Origin of the sequence: Staphylococcus lloydii (assembly GCF_015775975.1) — a bacterium.
In the GTDB taxonomy this organism is placed as follows: Bacteria; Bacillota; Bacilli; order Staphylococcales; family Staphylococcaceae; genus Staphylococcus; species Staphylococcus lloydii.
In genome coordinates, this window is the sequence record NZ_CP064056.1 from 1,737,207 (window position 1) to 1,755,110 (window position 17,904).

At 32.6% G+C, this 17,904-nt stretch carries 16 protein-coding genes; 5 read left to right on the top strand and 11 right to left on the bottom strand.

The features are described 5' to 3' along the window. Positions 1–51 precede the first annotated feature (51 nt). The 3 genes from ISP08_RS08440 to ISP08_RS08450 form a co-directional block, all read right to left on the bottom strand. A complete protein-coding gene (locus ISP08_RS08440) occupies positions 52–3,507 on the bottom strand; it encodes a pyruvate carboxylase (RefSeq protein ID WP_195718326.1) in 3,456 nt (1,151 codons plus the stop codon). Between the two features lie 332 nt (positions 3,508–3,839). Then, positions 3,840–5,075 (bottom strand): cell division peptidoglycan polymerase FtsW, encoded by a 1,236-nt coding sequence (gene ftsW / locus ISP08_RS08445; protein WP_195718327.1) that lies wholly within the window; start codon positions 5,073–5,075, stop codon positions 3,840–3,842. Positions 5,076–5,354: 279 nt separating this feature from the next. Then, positions 5,355–5,630, bottom strand: coding sequence for an Fpa/YlaN family protein (locus ISP08_RS08450; RefSeq protein ID WP_048794185.1), 276 nt, complete (start codon positions 5,628–5,630; stop codon positions 5,355–5,357). 329 nt (positions 5,631–5,959) lie between these two features. Here ISP08_RS08450 and ISP08_RS08455 point away from each other — a divergent pair, with 329 nt between their 5' ends. Together ISP08_RS08455 and ISP08_RS08460 are read left to right on the top strand one after the other, a co-directional pair. After that, positions 5,960–6,442: a hypothetical protein gene (locus ISP08_RS08455; RefSeq protein ID WP_195718328.1), complete on the top strand. Its 483-nt coding sequence runs from the start codon at positions 5,960–5,962 to the stop codon at positions 6,440–6,442. A gap of 2 nt (positions 6,443–6,444) precedes the next feature. Beyond that, entirely contained in the window at positions 6,445–6,612 is a 168-nt protein-coding gene (locus ISP08_RS08460; protein ID WP_195718329.1) for a DUF2197 domain-containing protein, read from the top strand. A gap of 106 nt (positions 6,613–6,718) precedes the next feature. Here ISP08_RS08460 and typA read toward each other — a convergent pair whose 3' ends face one another. Then, positions 6,719–8,566, bottom strand: a complete 1,848-nt coding sequence (typA, locus tag ISP08_RS08465; RefSeq protein ID WP_048794187.1) for a translational GTPase TypA — start codon at positions 8,564–8,566, stop codon at positions 6,719–6,721. Between the two features lie 97 nt (positions 8,567–8,663). Between typA and ISP08_RS08470 the strand changes: the two genes are divergently transcribed. After that, positions 8,664–8,855 (top strand): DUF5325 family protein, encoded by a 192-nt coding sequence (locus tag ISP08_RS08470; RefSeq protein ID WP_048794188.1) that lies wholly within the window; start codon positions 8,664–8,666, stop codon positions 8,853–8,855. A 107-nt stretch (positions 8,856–8,962) separates the two neighbouring features. On the opposite strand, the gene ISP08_RS08475 is transcribed toward ISP08_RS08470, so the two are convergent. Beyond that, positions 8,963–9,775 carry an inositol monophosphatase family protein gene (locus tag ISP08_RS08475; RefSeq protein WP_195718330.1) on the bottom strand — a complete coding sequence of 271 codons (813 nt, stop codon included), beginning with the start codon at positions 9,773–9,775 and terminating at the stop codon, positions 8,963–8,965. A 202-nt stretch (positions 9,776–9,977) separates the two neighbouring features. Between ISP08_RS08475 and ISP08_RS08480 the strand changes: the two genes are divergently transcribed. Then, on the top strand, positions 9,978–10,589 hold the full coding sequence (locus ISP08_RS08480; protein WP_195718331.1) for a YktB family protein: 612 nt from the start codon (positions 9,978–9,980) through the stop codon (positions 10,587–10,589). Positions 10,590–10,673: 84 nt separating this feature from the next. Here the strand turns inward: ISP08_RS08480 and ISP08_RS08485 are convergent, their stop codons facing one another. After that, positions 10,674–11,159 (bottom strand): DUF4064 domain-containing protein, encoded by a 486-nt coding sequence (locus ISP08_RS08485; protein ID WP_195718332.1) that lies wholly within the window; start codon positions 11,157–11,159, stop codon positions 10,674–10,676. Positions 11,160–11,324: 165 nt separating this feature from the next. On the opposite strand from ISP08_RS08485, the gene ISP08_RS08490 reads away from it, so the two are divergent. Next, positions 11,325–12,659: an Nramp family divalent metal transporter gene (locus ISP08_RS08490; RefSeq protein ID WP_195718333.1), complete on the top strand. Its 1,335-nt coding sequence runs from the start codon at positions 11,325–11,327 to the stop codon at positions 12,657–12,659. A 179-nt stretch (positions 12,660–12,838) separates the two neighbouring features. Here the strand turns inward: ISP08_RS08490 and auxB are convergent, their stop codons facing one another. From auxB to ISP08_RS08515, 5 genes are all read right to left on the bottom strand, one after another. Beyond that, positions 12,839–14,044 carry a lipoteichoic acid stability factor AuxB gene (auxB, locus tag ISP08_RS08495; protein ID WP_195718334.1) on the bottom strand — a complete coding sequence of 402 codons (1,206 nt, stop codon included), beginning with the start codon at positions 14,042–14,044 and terminating at the stop codon, positions 12,839–12,841. Between the two features lie 73 nt (positions 14,045–14,117). Then, positions 14,118–15,191 (bottom strand): ABC transporter substrate-binding protein, encoded by a 1,074-nt coding sequence (locus ISP08_RS08500; RefSeq protein ID WP_195718335.1) that lies wholly within the window; start codon positions 15,189–15,191, stop codon positions 14,118–14,120. Beyond that, on the bottom strand, positions 15,191–16,000 hold the full coding sequence (locus ISP08_RS08505; RefSeq protein ID WP_195718336.1) for an ABC transporter permease: 810 nt from the start codon (positions 15,998–16,000) through the stop codon (positions 15,191–15,193). Before ISP08_RS08505 ends, ISP08_RS08500 begins: the two co-directional genes overlap by 1 nt. A gap of 5 nt (positions 16,001–16,005) precedes the next feature. Next, positions 16,006–16,809, bottom strand: a complete 804-nt coding sequence (locus tag ISP08_RS08510; RefSeq protein WP_195718337.1) for an ABC transporter permease — start codon at positions 16,807–16,809, stop codon at positions 16,006–16,008. Further along, entirely contained in the window at positions 16,802–17,896 is a 1,095-nt protein-coding gene (locus ISP08_RS08515) for an ABC transporter ATP-binding protein (RefSeq protein WP_195718338.1), read from the bottom strand. Before ISP08_RS08515 ends, ISP08_RS08510 begins: the two co-directional genes overlap by 8 nt. Between the last annotated feature and the right edge of the window lie 8 nt (positions 17,897–17,904).

The window sequence follows — 17,904 nt, forward strand, 5'->3', positions numbered from 1 at the left end:
TTAAGTATCTGCATATACTTAACCTGTTTTCTAGTTAATTAAATTGTAAAATTAATCTACCGCTTCTTTTTCAATTTCGATTAATAAATCTCCTGATTCAATCGCGTCACCACTTTGTACAGTTAGTTTAGTAACTACACCATCAAATGGCGCTTGAACAGTCGTTTCCATTTTCATCGCTTCTGTAATTAATAAAGCTTGTCCACTCTTCACATTTTCACCCTCAGCAATTTTAACTTCTGTTACTGATCCCGGCATTTGTGCACCAATATGATTAGGATTTAATTTATCTGCTTTAGGTTTTACGCTAGCATTTGCTTTTACATTTTCGTCTTGAATATAAATTCTACGTGCTTGGCCATTCATATCGTAAAAGATGGTACGTACACCTTTTTCATCTGGTTCCGTAATAGCTTTAAGCGTAATGATAAGGCGTTTACCTGTATCAATTTCGATTTCTACAGTTTCGTTGGTACGCATACCAAAGAAGAATGTCGGAGTATCAAGCAATGATACATTACCGTATTGCTCTTGTGTTAACATATATTGTTCATAAACTTTTGGATACAGCACATAACTGATAATGTCTTGCTCTGTTACTTCTTTTTGTTGTTTTTCTTCTAATTCTTTTCTAACACTTTCAAAATCTACTGGCTCTAGATATTCACCTGGTCTGTCTTCTAAAGGCGTTTCACCTTTAAGCACTACTTTTTGTAATTCTTTATTAAAGCCATCTACAGGTTGACCAATATCACCTTTGAAGAAAGATACTACAGATTCAGGAAAATCTAATTTATAACCATCTTTAATCACAGTTTCTTCATCTAAATCATTTTGGACCATGTAAAGTGCCATATCACCGACGATTTTAGATGACGGTGTCACTTTAACTATATCGCCGAATAAGAAGTTGACTCTGCGGTACATATCTTTTACTTCATTGTAACGATTACCTAAGCCTAAACTTTTAGCTTGTTGATGTAAGTTAGAATATTGACCACCCGGCATTTCATGCTTGTAGATTTCAGTATTAGGTGATTTAATATCACTCTCAAAATCGCTATAGTATTGTCTGACTGTGCCCCAATATTGAGATAAGCTTTCCATACCATCAATATCAGCACGCATATCACGTGAGAAACCGTTTAACGCATAATACAATGAATTAGCACTTGGTTGACTCGTTAAGCCACTCATTGACGCTACAGCAGTATCGATGACATCAACGCCTGCATCTATTGCTTGTTTATACAGTAATAAGCCATTGCCACTTGTATCATGTGTATGCAAGTGTATAGGAATATCGACAACTGATTTTAATTCTGCCACAAGTTCATAAGCAGCCTTAGGTTTTAATAAACCTGCCATATCTTTAATTGCTAAAATATGGAAACCTTCACGCTCTAATGTTTTCGCCATATTTACATAATAATCTAGTGTATAAATATTTGAACGTTCTGGGTTTAAAATATCACCAGTATAGCAAATCGTACCTTCGGATATTTTACCAGCCTCTTGAACCGCTTCATTAGCTACTTTCATTTGATCTATCCAGTTTAATGAGTCAAAAATACGGAAGACGTCGATACCTGCATCAGCACTTTCTTTTACGAACTTTTTAATAACATTATCTGGATAGTTTTTATAACCCACTGCGTTAGAAGCGCGTAATAACATTTGGAATAACACATTAGGTATCGCTTTACGTAGCCTTTCCAAACGTTCCCATGGATTTTCCTTCAAGAAATTATAGGCAACGTCAAACGTTGCACCACCCCACATTTCAAGTGAAAAATTATCTTTCATTACTTGAGCCGTTTTAGAAGCTATATTCATCATGTCATTCGTACGCACTCGCGTTGCTAATAATGATTGATGTGCATCTCTAAAAGTAGTATCGGTAATTAATATATCTTCTTGTTGTTTTAACCAATCAGCTACAGCTTTTGGTCCCTTTTCATCTAATAATTGTTTCGTACCTGATAATTGAGCAATTTCCTTTTTACTAACTTTTGGTGTTGGTGTAACTTCGTATTCAGGCTTTGGTCTTTTTTCTACATTTGGGAAACCATTAACTGTTATATTACCAATGTATTCTAATGTTTTTGTACCTCTATCTTGGCTTTGTTTTATTTCAAAAAGTTCTGGTGTATTTTCAATAAATTTGGTTGTATAATCCCCGCTAATAAATTGTGGATTACGTATTACATTTTTCAAGAATTGTACGTTGGTCTTTACGCCTCTAATACGCATTTCTTGTAATGAACGATCCATTTTTTCTTGTGCTTGTTTAAAGTTAAGGCCATGTGTAGACAATTTAACTAACAGAGAATCATAGTGCGGTGTAATTTCTGCACCTTGGAAACCATCGCCTGCATCTAAACGTACACCAAAGCCACCACTAGAACGATATGCGATAATACGACCTGTATCTGGCATAAAATCGTTAGATGGATCTTCTGTTGTAATACGACATTGAACCGCATAACCTAATGTTTTAATATCTTCTTGGCGAGGCATATTAACACGATCACCGAATAATGGTTCTCCATCAGCAATTAAAATTTGAGTTTTTACGATATCAATACCTGTTATCATTTCTGTAATCGTATGTTCAACTTGCACACGAGGATTGACCTCAATAAAGAAGAACTCTTCTCCAGAAACTAAAAATTCTACTGTCCCAGCATTTACGTATTCAATTTTATTGGATAAGTCTACGGCAGCATCACATATACGTTCTCTCATTTCTTCTGTAAGGCCTACAGATGGAGCAACTTCGACGACTTTTTGATGTCTTCTTTGAACTGAACAATCACGTTCATATAAATGTACGATGTTACCGTGCTCGTCACCGATAATTTGAACTTCAATGTGTTTAGGATTATCAATATATCTTTCGATATAAACTTCACTATTACCAAAAGATTTTTCGGCTTCTGATTTGGCTCTGTAGAAAGCATCTTCTAATTCATCAGAATTGCGAACGATACGCATACCTTTACCGCCACCGCCGCTTGTCGCTTTAATCATAAGTGGATAACCAGCTTCTTCGGCAAATGATTTGGCAGCATCTAAAGTTTCTACTGGTCCATCCGTACCTGGAATAACAGGTAAATCAGCATTTATAGCAGTCTCTCTAGCTTTCACCTTGTCTCCAAACATATCCAAATGTTCAAGTCTTGGCCCAATAAATTTAATTCCTTCTTCTTTACAACGACGTGCAAAAGTTTCATTTTCACTTAAAAATCCATAACCCGGATGAATAGCATCGACTTCTGCGCGTTTAGCTACTTCAATAATTCTTTCTATATTTAAATAACTATCTGCTGGTCCTAAATCTTCCCCAACTAAGTATGATTCATCAGCTTTATATCTATGTAAAGATCCTTTATCCTCATTTGAATATATAGCCACTGTTTGAATATCTAATTCAGTAGCCGCCCTAAAAATTCTAATTGCAATTTCCCCACGATTAGCTACAAGTAATTTATTTATGTTTTTCAAATCATGGTCCCCCTTAAATTTTTGAATTTTCTAAATAGTTAGATATATAACATTATATCAAAATGCGTTGTTTGTATACAGTAATAAATTATTAATAGTGTTATTTTATACTAATGCATGTATAATTACTCGTTTATTAACAATAGATATCGTTTTATCTTTTATAAATTTTGATTATCTATTGTTATATTATAATTTATCATGGCATATATAGCACCTATTTATACAATAATAAAGACATAAAAATTAACGTATTTTCTTTTGGATTTCATATTATACATTGTATAAAAATAAACAGGCATTACATCTTAAATGTAATGCCTGTTGTCTCGTTATCTACGTCTGTTTGACGGTACAGAACGTATGTTATAGTTATTTTCTTTTTTATATTGCTCATCGATTTTAATTTGTTTGGCGGTTATTAGTAATAAGCCCATAGCGATACTTAAACTGATCATAGAAGATCCACCAAAACTAATAAATGGTAACGGTACACCAGTAAGTGGAATCGTACCAGAAATACCACCTAAGTTAACGAATGTTTGGCTTCCAATATAACTAGCGATACCGACACATACTAATTTATAGAAATATGACGATGTTTTATTCGCAAGTTGGAAAGCTCTATAAACGATAAAGAATAGTAAGCATATTACAAACAGCCCACCAACAAGTCCTAATTCTTCACAAATGATTGAGAATATAAAGTCTGTATGTGGCTCTGGTAAATAACCTAGTTTCATTATACTATTGCCTAGTCCTCTACCAAATAAGCCACCATTACCAATTGCTAATAGCGAGTTAGAAATGTGATAACCAGTGCCGGCTTCATTACTAAATGGATCTATTAAAGTACTGAAACGTGCAGTTAGGTAATGTGGTACTAAACCAAATAGCAATGCCAAACCACCCACTACAACCACGCCAATAACGACCATAAGTAAATATTTAACCGTCTTTTCAACACCGATACCCGCATAAAATAATATTGAAAAGAATATAATTATAATCAGTAGTGTTTGTCCTACGTCTTTTTGTAACAATACTAAGCCAATACAAAATGCTGCTAGTACTATCGGTGACGTTAATAATTTAGGTTGCTTAAAAACCCTCGGTCTTTTCTTTTCTATCATATAGGGTATGTAAAGAATTAATGCAATTTTTAACAGTTCTGAAGCTTGTAAATTCATAAATCCTAAGTTAATCCAACTTTTAGAACCATTGATATTACTACCAATAACAAGCGTTGCACATAGTAAGCCTACTATGATGAGCATCATCCATTTTTGAAATTTTGTCTGTTCCAAAAATTTAACATTAAGGAAAAATGCCATGAAGAACACGATTCCGAAACTCATAATAACGTAAAGTAACTGCCTAGAATAAAAATAAGTACCTGGTACTGATATGCCACCAGTCAATGTACCTTTGGTAGCAGCAACCATACTCGCACTATAGACCATAACTAAGCCGATCATACATAATAAAATATATGTAACAACTAATGGATAGTCAATGTACTTCGCATATTTTCCTACATGCCGTAGTATTTGCCTAATATTTTTCATTGTAAATTTCATCCACTTCTAAAATAATATCATTTCTATATACTTAATTTATGTAAAAATTTAAGCTCTTCTTTATTAAGAATAAACTTTGCACGTTTTATTATAGCAACTTTACTGTAAATTCTCGAATAAAGTTGTAATGTATTTTGTTACTTTATAAAAAAAGTGACTAAAAATAAATCAACATACATTTGATTCTTTAGTCACTAACTTGTCTCTATGTAGTTTTAATACAAACGATTAATTATTATAACATTAAACAAATACATTTAATACACATCATACGTTTGTAAAAGCATCATGAAGTTTAGACAATTCTTTTTCTAAACGAAGCATTAAATCTTTCCCTACTTCTTTATCGATTAACTCTAATTGAATGGCAAAATCAACTTCCTTTTGCAATCCAAACATTTGAGTGTCTAATACTTCTTCATATAATGGGCATTGAGGTAACGTAAGATTGTCCATTTGAACTTTAATCAATTGTAAAATCCTGTCAGCATCTCTATTTAACTGGTCATATGCCGCATTATTTAGTTTTTGACTTTTTACCATGACATATTCCCCCTATCAAATGTAACTTTATATTAAAATTCTATCCTACACAGAATTAAAAAGCAAGTGAATTTATGTATTATACTTCGTGAGTTAAGGTATGCTAAAATAGTTAAGAGAAATTTTTTACCATTCAATTTGGTAAACTAAATGGTTAATTTTATAACCATTGCTATCATGGTTTTTTCATTACTTTAAGCTTATGAAATTGTCAGAAAATAAAATTTATAATTTGTCATAAAAAAGACACAATTTCTATCTTTTATTGAATGCTTAACTAATAATGGTATAAAATTTTTACGAGTAATAAATTGATAGGGAGTGGGAAAATGATTCAAATTAAAGGTGCGGTTAAATTTCCAATTACTTTAGACAGCACAACGTGGATATTTGATGACCGTAAAGTAAAACTTGAAGATTTGGAATCTGGTATATTTGAAGGTACTAAACCAATAAATTTCGAGGATAATAGAGAATGGAATCGTGCTATTCTTGAAGGACAAACAAATCCACCTACGTTAAATTCTGAGATAAAATATAAAAAAAATGCCATGCTTGACGGCACTTTTGTAATAAACATGGCTACTTTTTTCAAAAATGCGGAACCTAATGGCGACGCAAAATTAATACGTTTATCAAATGATAAAGATGCTATTGATATAGACATAGAATTATTGCCATATTTATTTTTCCAATTTGCGAGAGAAGGAAAACGACTTTATGACGATAACGCCGTTGATAGTTTTATCTATACACCTGAACAAGGCTATTCACATCAATTCGACTATGTGACAAACATAGAGGTGATCTAATAATGATAACGGTACAATGTATAATTTGTGATACTAAAGTACTTATCGACAAAAATACATTAGAAGCTAAACGACTACGTAATGATCCAATGCATACTTTTATGTGCGATGAATGTAAAAGTCGTTTAGACTCACCTAAGCAACGTAAAAAACATATTAATTATCACTAACTGTTTAAAATAAGGGCAGTGCTATTTAAATAGCACTGCCCTTATTTATTAATGGTAATTCTAATTAAATTAAAAAAGCCAATCAAATATCGATTGGCTTTTTTATTTATTCTTCGTCTTGCATCATTTGTTTAACTCGTTTTGATTCTTTTTCACGCGCAGATTTTTCAAGAATTTTCTTTCTCAAACGAATACTTTCTGGCGTTACCTCTACTAATTCATCGTCATTAATAAATTGTAGTGCTTCTTCTAAAGTTAATACTCTTGGACGCTTCATAGTAACTGTTTGGTCTTTTGTAGCTGAACGTACGTTAGTTTGGTGTTTAACTTTAGTAATATTAACTGTTAAGTCATTATCACGGTTATGTTCACCAACGATCATACCTTCGTATACTTCAGTACCAGGTTCCATAAAGTTAGTACCACGATCTTCTAAACTCATAATCGCGTATGAACTTGCTTGACCTTGGTCCATTGAAACTAAAGCACCATTTCTTCTTCCACCAATACGACCTTTAATACGTGGTTTAAATTCATCAAATGTATGGTTAATGATACCATAACCACGTGTTTGAGACATAAACTCTGTAGTATAGCCGATCATACCACGTGCAGGAACCATAAAGATAATACGTGTTAGGCCATTGTCAGTAGTAACCATGTCTAACATTTCACCTTTACGTTGGCCTAGAGATTCGATAACTGCACCTGTATATTCTTGAGGTACTTCACATTGAACTCTTTCGAATGGTTCACATGTTACGCCATCGATATCTTTTAAAATAACTTGTGGTTTAGAAACTTGTAATTCATATCCTTCACGTCTCATGTTTTCAATAAGGATAGATAAGTGTAATTCACCACGACCAGCAACAATCCAAGTGTCTGGAGAATCAGTTTGTGTAACTTTTAAAGACACGTCTGTCTCTAATTGTTCATCTAAACGTTCTTGGATTTGACGCGCAGTTACAAAATCACCTTCACGACCAGCAAATGGTGAATTGTTAACTTTAAATGTCATTTCTAATGTAGGTTCATCAATACGTAATACAGGTAATGCATCTTGATGATCGTGTGGTGTTACAGTTTCACCAACGTTAATGTCTTCCATTCCTGAAACGGCAATAAGGTCACCGGCATGTGCTTCTTGCACTTCCACACGGTTTAAACCAAAGTAACCAAAGATTTTAGTAACACGGAAGTTTTTCACTGTACCGTCTAATTTAATAAGTGACACATTGTCACCTACACGCATTGTTCCTCTAAATACTCTTCCTACACCTATACGACCTACATAGTCATTGTAGTCCAACAATGCTACTTGGAATTGTAATGGCTCTTCATGATTGTCTAGTGGGGCTGGAATATAATCGATAATAGATTCGTATAATGATTGCATTGTGTCATCTTGTTTATCTGACTCTAAGCTTGCTGTACCATTTACAGCAGAAGCATATACAACAGGGAATTCTAATTGCTCATCAGTAGCTTCTAATTCGATAAATAAGTCTAATACTTCGTCTACAACGCCTTCAGGTCTAGCAGAAGGTTTATCAATTTTATTTACAACTACGACTGGTTTTAAATTTTGTTCCAATGCTTTTTTCAATACGAAACGTGTTTGTGGCATAGTACCTTCGTATGCGTCTACAACAAGTACAACACCATCTACCATTTTCATAATACGTTCTACTTCGCCACCAAAGTCAGCGTGCCCTGGTGTATCTAAAATGTTAATTCTTGTGCCTTTGTAATTAACCGCAGTATTTTTCGCTAAAATTGTAATACCACGTTCTCTTTCTAAATCGTTTGAATCCATCGCTCTTTCATCTACATGTTCATTTTCACGGAACATGCCTGATTGCTTTAATAATTCATCTACTAAAGTCGTTTTACCATGGTCAACGTGAGCGATGATTGCTATATTTCGAACATCTTCTCTTAAATTAGTCATTCAATAATTTCCTTTCTCGAGTAAATTCCCACTTTTAATTGCAACTTAATTATTATATCATATAATTGATTAAAGAAAACAAAAAGGTGTGGTAGGGATGCAACAAAAAAAATCAAAAGCTATATTTTGGGTACTCGCAGTAGTAGCCATCATATTCTTATTATTATTTAGTTTTAGTCTAGCAGCTACAAATGTTCCATTGATGATTTTAACACTTATATTGTTCATTGCAACATTTGGCGTTGGTTTCACTTTAAAAAAGAAATATCGTGAAAACGGCTGGCTATAATGATTTAATGTGAATACTTGTCTATCAAGCTTAATTCACTCGATTATTAAAAAAACTAATCCCTGTATTATTAGGGATTAGTTTTTTTAATTGTATAAACATATAGATTATTTGAATCGTTCGTGAAGTGCTATTAAAGTTTCTTTATAGTTATTTAAATAATTATGAATTAAATTATCATGTAAACTGGCATTGGCTACAATTACCGAATTGGGATGTAAAATAGACAACGGCTCCCCTAACATATTTGTAGCTTTTCCATTAACTTCATTTAAGATGACCATCCCACCTGCAAAGTCCCACGGTTGTAATCTAGGTGTCACGTAGGCACCTAACTTACCTGTCGCGACATAAACTATTTCTAACGCTGCAGAACCGTAAGCTCTTGCACTTCTTGAGTCTTCAACGATTGGCTGTAACATAGCCCCTAATTTAGGTTTAGTTAACCAGTTAGGATTAATACCGATAATACTTTTCTCTAATGTATCTTCTGTTAAAGTTGGTAATAAGCGCTCATTTTCATACGCACCCTCACCTGCCTTACAATGGTATAACACGTTATTGATGACATCGTATACAAATCCAGCATAAGGTTCTCCGTCTTTAAAAATACCAACGGAAATCGCGAAGTTTTCCTGTTGATGCACAAAATTTAAAGTACCATCGATTGGATCCACAACCCATACAACACCATTTGTTTCCGACACATCATGTCCATGCCCTTCTTCTCCGATGACGGCATGATTTGGATAAGTTTCTTTTATATTATCAAACAGAAATTTTTCTGTTGCTTTATCTACATTCGTGACTAAATCGTTTGGGTTTGATTTAGTTTCAATTTCAATTTCTTGTTGCATAATTTTGGTAACATTATTACCCGCTTCTAATATAAGACCTTTTGCAAACTCATATACAGTCATTAAATCATCTCCTAGCTTAAATTGTATTATACATTAAAAACTTCTATAAAAAATGTCATATGCATAGAAAAAGTAAAATAAAATTTTTTCTACTTTATTTAAAATAAAAAATTGCGTTACATATAAAGCTAAGGCAATGTTTCTAAAGAATGAATATGCTACAATATCAACAACTAAAGTTATAATTACGTTGGAGGTTAAGATGACTAAATATATTTTTAAACCTAAAGATTTTAAAGCATTTACAGTACCAGGGTTAGACGATAGAATGGCAGCACTTGAAGAACATGTGCGTCCACAATTAAATAACTTAGGTGATTATTTTGCCCAATATTTAGAAACTCAAACTGGTGAAGTTTTCTATCCGCATGTAGCAAAACATGCGAGAAGAAGTGTTAACCCACCTAAAGACACTTGGGTAGCTTTTGCAACTAATAAACGCGGCTATAAAATGCAACCACATTTTCAAATAGGATTATTTGAAGAACAATTATTTGTGATGTATGGCGTTATGCATGAAGCAAAAGATAAAGCACAACAAGTAAAAGTATTTGAAGATCAATTCGATCAACTTAAAAATCTTCCTACTGATTACAGCGTAAGTTTAGACCATATGAGTCAAGAAAAAACATTAATAAAAGATATGGATGATTCAAGTATACAAAAAGCAATTGATCGCGTTAAAAACGTTAAAAAAGGCGAATTTTTCGTGGCAAGAACATTGCAACCTGGTGCAGATGATTTAAAAAGCGACAAAGCCTTTATCGCATTTTTAGAAGATACATTCTCTCAATTACTTAAATTTTATGCTTAATCATACTTTTCAATTTAAATAATATTAAAAGCAGCTCTGTAATAAATACAGGCTGCTTTTTTAAACAGATAATCACATTTTTAATTAATAAATATATGGATCGTCTTTTTTCTTATTTAAATCTTGCTCGGGATTCCATTGTTGTTGATTTTGGTTTGTCGCTTTGGACTGAGTTTGCTTAATATTATTGTTATTGTCTTTTTTCATAAATAACTTAACAGCAACAATAATCCATAACACCATCGCTACTAAATTAGTAACAAAAAGACTAACAACTGCTGAAATAATAAATAAAACAGCGGCTAAAACACGATTATTTTTCATTATTAACGTTGCAATAATAGCTAGAATAATTACTACTGCTAAAATGATTGTTTGAATCAGATAGCTCATAAATAATAAATCTGGCGAGAACGTTTGCCCTTGCGCTTGAGACATTTCGTTAAACACTTTTTTAAATTCTTTAGTGTTTGTGTTTAAAAGTAGCAAACCTAATAACACAATAAATAAATATAAAATACTTAAACCATTACCAATCCACGCCAATATTTTTTCGGTCTTTCTGTTCATAACTTACCTCCTTTTATCCTTATTTATTATTTTATCAAAATAACTATATCACCAAAAGACTTGTATAACAAAATAGAATAATTACAAATTATAATTTTTAGGTTGACCTAACAATTATTTTTTTATATCCTTGATTTATTACAAAAATTAGTAAGTGGTGAAATTATGACAGAGAGAAATAATAAAAAAAGCCTAAGTGAAATTAATAATACAGTATCTGTGAATACTGACGGTAAATTCAGCCGTAAATTATTTTCATTTTTAGGTCCTGGCTTGCTAATTGCAGTCGGTTATATGGATCCAGGAAATTGGATTACATCAATGCAAGGTGGCGCGCAATTTGGATACATGCTATTGTTCGTCATTTTACTATCGAGTTTGGCTGCTATGTTATTACAAAGTATGGCGGTACGACTTGGTATTGCAACCAATATGGATTTGGCACAAGCAACTAAACATTATATAAACAAACCCTTAACGTATATTTTTTGGATTATTACCGAATTAGCTATTATTGCAACTGATATAGCAGAGGTAATTGGTAGTGCAATCGCACTCTACCTACTGTTTGATATTCCGTTACTTGTTGGTTCAATTATTACAGTATTAGATGTATTTTTATTATTATTTATTATGCATTTTGGTTTTAGAAAAATTGAAGCTATTGTCGGTACACTTATCTTTACTGTATTAATTATTTTCATATTTGAAGTATATATAGCATCACCATCAGTAACACATATGTTAAATGGTTTCATACCACAAACAGACATAATCACGAACCAAGGTGCTTTATATATCGCTTTAGGTATAATTGGTGCGACAATTATGCCACATAATTTATATTTACATTCTTCTATCGTGCAGTCGCGTATGTATGATAGAAATGACGTCAAAGCGAAGAAAAATGCTGTGAAATTCGCAACACTAGATTCAAATATTCAACTAATCATTGCATTCGTTATTAATTGTCTATTATTAGTACTTGGGGCAGCGTTATTCTACGGAACTAATACTGAACAATTGGGTGGTTTCTTTGATTTATACCATGCCCTTAAAACCGAGCCTGTACTAGGCGCAACGATGGGTGCGATTATGAGTACATTATTTGCCGTAGCCTTGTTAGCATCAGGACAAAATTCCACAATCACTGGTACAATGGCCGGTCAAATTGTCATGGAAGGCTTTATAAATTTAAAAATTCCAAATTGGGCACGTAGATTAATTACACGTGGTATAGCTATTTTACCAATTATCATTTGTCTTATTGTCTTCAAAAGTAATACAGAAAAAGTAGAACAATTATTAGTGTTCTCACAAGTATTTTTAAGTATCGCTTTACCATTCTCACTTATACCATTACAACTAGCGACGAATGATAAAAAATTAATGGGCGTATTTAAAAATAAACGCTGGGTAAATATAATTAGCTGGTGTTTAATTATAATTTTAAGCATTCTAAACGTTTATTTAATCGTCCAAACATTTCAAGAATTATAAACTATTTAAATACTTGGAACATCAACGTCATTATCAAATCAAGAGAGCTAACCCTATTATGGGTTAGCTCTCTTATTAATTTGAAGTGTTTCGAATTTGCCCAACTTAAACAAATGTTCATTAAAAAAATAAACGTCAATTTCAATTGAAATTGACGTTTACGCTTTAATCGCAATGTTTTATTTCTCTTTGTCGTCTGTAGTTGTATTCTCTTCGTTGTCAGAAGTTTTGTCTGTAACTTCCTTTTCTGTCTCTACGTCATCATGAGATGTCATTTTCTTACGTTCTTCATAATTCATACGACGTTGGTTTACAGCACTCGGTTGTTGTTTACGTTTTTCTTTCATGCGTTTTTTAAGTTCTTTTTTCTCTTGCTTGATTCTTGATTTTTCTTCGGCGCGTTCGTGTTTAAGACGTTCTTTTTCTTCGGCTTCTTCTAACTTACGTCGAGCCTCTTCTTCTTCTTGTTGTTGACGTTCTGCTTCTTGGCGCTCTAGCTCTTCTTGAGATGGTCCACGTTGGTAAGCCGCTTCCGCATTTTCATCTTCTTGAGGCATTTCATCTTCTGCTTGCTTTTTATTTTTATAATTATATTTAGCCTGTCTTGAAAGAACTTGTGGCTCTTCCTCAGCATTAGGATCACCATTTACTTGTCTTGCTACCTCAGAACTATAACCGCCTCTACGCAATGAATTATAATCTTTAGCTTCTTCTTCATCTGAAGATGTACTTTGTTGATTATCTATAGTACTATCATCAGCATTTCTACGCATTGTACTTGGCTCATCAGCTGGTTGATAATGACTTGTTTCTTGATTACTTTTACGTTGTCTATAGTCATTTTGTGCTGGTTCTCTATCATAACCATATTTAGCTTGAGCATCTCTATCATAATATCCATTGTCATAATATGCAGGTATTGTTTCAACCTTATCTTTTCTTGCAAACATCATAATAGCTACTATGATGAATAATACAGGAATGATTAATGGAACAAATAATACCATTAAAGGTAAAGTAACAATGGTAGCAATTAAGAATAAGAATCCTGATAAAATTCTAATATTCATTGAAATTAGGGCTAAAAACGAAATTAATAAACAGATTATTAAATATACAATAATCGCCCATACTCCATTTTGTAACCAAATAACTGCTTGTGTTGTGTTTAAATTGTTATTGGCAAAAATTTGTTGTGCAAATTCATTCGCATTCAATGAACTCTCAAGTTTTTGAATTGATGTATCACTACTAAATGATACGAGCGCGATAAACATTGTTGCGACGGTTAAAAGTAGTAGAAAAATCCAACTTAACCATCCAAGTACTTTTTCTGTTAATCGACTTACAGGACGTTTAACTTGCGTAAATTGCTCTCCTGACATGTACTTACAACTCCTTATATTACTAGTCAACCCATTATATCGAACTATAGCAAAAATAACTACTAACTGTCATCTATTTTAATGACATTTTAAAGTTTAAAAATCTTTCGTTATAATCACTTAACGTTTTCTTACCTAAATCTTGATAAACTTCTAATTTGTGTTGTTCTTTTTTGGATGGATAGAATCGTTTATCGTTTTTAATATCGTCTGGTAATTTATTTCTAGCTGCTTTATTCGGTGTTGCATATCCAACCCATTCAGTATTTTGTTTGTTATTGCGCTCATTCAATAAGAAATTCATAAATTTATAAGCGCCTTCTTTATTTTGAGCTGTCTTAGGAATAACCATATTATCAAACCATAGATTAGATCCCTCTTTAGGTACTACGTAATCAAATTCATTACTATCTTGAACAATTGGTGCAGCCACACCACTCCATACAACAGCTATGTTAGCTTCATGTTGTTCTAACATCATTGTTATTTCATCTCCAACGACACCTTTAATTTGTGGCGCTAAATGTGTTAAATCTTGTTGTGCTTCATTTAGATGTTGTGGGTTTTTATCGTTCAAACTATAACCTAATTTATTAAGTGACAGACCCATAATTTCTCGAGCCCCATCTACTAATAGTATATCATTTGCATACTTTTTCTTGTAAAGACTTTGCCAAGAACTAAAATCATCGTGGGGATATACTTTTTTGTTATAGACGATACCTACCGTTCCAAAAAAGTATGGTACAGAATATTTATTATTTCTATCAAAAGGCATATCCAAATAATTGCTATCTAAGTTTTTCATATTGGGTATCTTTTTGTGATCAAGTGGTAACAATAAATTTTGTCTTTTCATTTTTTGAACGGTGTATTCACTTGGAAAAGCAACATCGTAGTTAGTACCACCGTTACGAATTTTTGCTTCCATAGCTTCATTTGAATCAAAAGTTTCATATACTACTTTAATGCCCGTTTCTTTTTCAAACTTTTTAATAAGCGCTGGGTCGATATATTCACCCCAGTTATAGACATTAATCTTTTCGCCACTCTTTGATTTATCTTTCGCAGTAAATTTATGACTAATGTATAAGCATAGCAAGCCAATTACGATAGCGACAATAACTAATTGTAATACACGTTTCATTATTGTACACCTCGCTTACTCTGTTGTTTGCGTTTTATCATATGTTGAACAACATAGTATCCAACGACACCTATTAAAATGACGACAAATAACAATGTCGAAATAGCGTTTATCTCCATGCTTATCCCTTTTCTAGCCATAGCATAAACTTCAACGGATAATACACTGAATCCATTTCCCGTTACGAAGAAACTCACTGTAAAATCATCTAATGAATATGTTAATGCCATAAAGAAACCACCTAAAATGCCTGGTAATAATTGTGGCAACATAATGTTGCTTAATACTTGGTACTCATTAGCACCTAAATCACGAGCCGCATGAAGCATGTTGTCGTTCATTTCATAAAGCCTTGGTAATACAATAATAACCACAATAGGTATACAGAATGCAATATGAGAGACCAACACGGTCGTGAATCCCAGACCTAAGCCTGTAATATGACCGATAGCTGTGAACATAATTAAAAATGAAGCACCTATAACTACGTCAGATGACACCATTAACACATTATTTAGCGTTAACAATGAGACCTTCATCTTTTTGTTTCGTAAATGATAAAGTGCTATAGCACCCATAGTTCCTATTACTGTTGATACCGATGCAGCAATTAATGCAACTGCTATCGTATTAAAAATAACCGACATCAATCTATCATTTTGAAATAATGATTTATAATGTTCTAACGTAAAACCATCGAAATGAATCATATTCCCAGCTGAATTAAAAGAATAAATCATCAGAAAAATAATTGGAGCATATAATAATGCAACTAAAATACCTATATACAATTTGCCATACCATTTCATTTGATTCACCCTTTTCCGTTCGATGTTTTAGAATTCGTAATAACTAATATAAAGGCCATAAAAACAATTAAGAACAGTGCAATTGTTGACCCCATACCGTAATTTTGAATTACTAAAAATTGTTCTTCAATAGACGTACCAATATTAATAACTTTATTACCAGCAATTAATCTAGTAATCATAAATAAAGATAATGCAGGAATAAACGTAACTTGAATACCTGTCAGTATCCCTTGCTTCGTTAAGGGTAATATCACTTTACGAAACGTTGTAAAAGGATTTGCGCCTAAATCTTTAGCGGCTTGTAATAAGTTATTTGGAATATCTTTCATACTATTAAAGATAGGTAAAATCATAAATGGTATATAAATATAAGTAGCTACAATTAGAAACGCTAGCGCTGTAAATAATAAGTGCGCTTTAGGTAAATGTAGTATATTTAACAATTGATTTATAATACCATCATGACTGAAAAGTCCAATAAATGCATAAGTCTTCAGTAGTAAATTTATCCATGTAGGAATAATAAGTATCAGTAACCATAAATTTTGATTTTTCGAAGCTTTAATAAAATAAGCAGCAGGGTAACTAACAAGTAGCGTCAATACAGTGATTGCTATCGCATAAATAACCGAATCCCAAATCATCGATAAATACTTCATAGACAATATTTGTTTATAATTACTAAAACTAAAGTGACCATTAATATCGATAAAAGAAAAATACACAAGCAATATTACCGGCACGATGATAAACAATACCATCCACAATAGATATGGAATAAATAAAAAATTAGATATTTTACGCATTGTCTTGCTCCTCATAGCTTTCAATTCGTTTATCAAATTCTTCTTCGCTTTCACCAGGCACCATGATATGAATAGCCTCTGGATCAAAATAAAGACCTACTTTACTACCAATCTCAGCTTTTTTAGTCGTGTGTATGACCCACTCGTATCCCTTTCTATCTATACAGCAAATTTCGTAATGGACACCTCTAAATAGCATTGAATCAACTGTCACTTCAAACAAACCTTGTTCCGCTTCAATTAATGAAATATCTTCAGGACGTATAACGACTTCGACGTTTTTACCTGATGGAATACCCATATCTACGCAATCAAAATCTTGTCCATAAATATTAACGACATAGTCACGTTGCATCATGCCTTTGACAATATTAGATTCACCAATAAAATCTGCAACAAATCGGTTAACTGGTTCATCATATATATCAATTGGTGTGCCGAATTGTTGAATTTTGCCATCTTTCATAACAAAAATATAATCACTTAATGCTAAGGCTTCTTCTTGATCGTGTGTAACAAAAATAAATGTAATACCTAATCGAGATTGTATCTCTCTTAATTCATATTGCATTTCTGTACGTAATTTTAAATCAAGCGCAGATAAAGATTCATCTAATAATAATATTTCAGGTTCATTGACGATAGCACGAGCAATTGCAACACGTTGTTTTTGTCCCCCACTCATATCATCAATGCGTTTATTTTCATATCCATTTAATTTAACTAATTTCAAAGCTTCTTTTACTTTCGCTTCAATCTTTGATTTACTCATTTTTTTTAGCTTCAAGCCAAAGGCGATATTTTCAAATACATTTAAATGTGGAAATAGCGCATAATCTTGAAATACTGTGTTTACTTTACGCTTATTCGCAGCAATGTTAGTCATAGATTTATTTTGGTAGATAATATCTCCACTATCCGGTTGTTCAAAACCTGCAATTAATTTAAGAATTGTAGTTTTTCCGCAACCCGAAGGCCCTAATAAGGTATAAAAAAAGCCTGATTCAATGTCTATATCTATTTCATTTAAAATTTGTTCATCATTATAACCTTTACTTACAGATTTAAAAGATAATAACGGCTTCATTTCTTGTC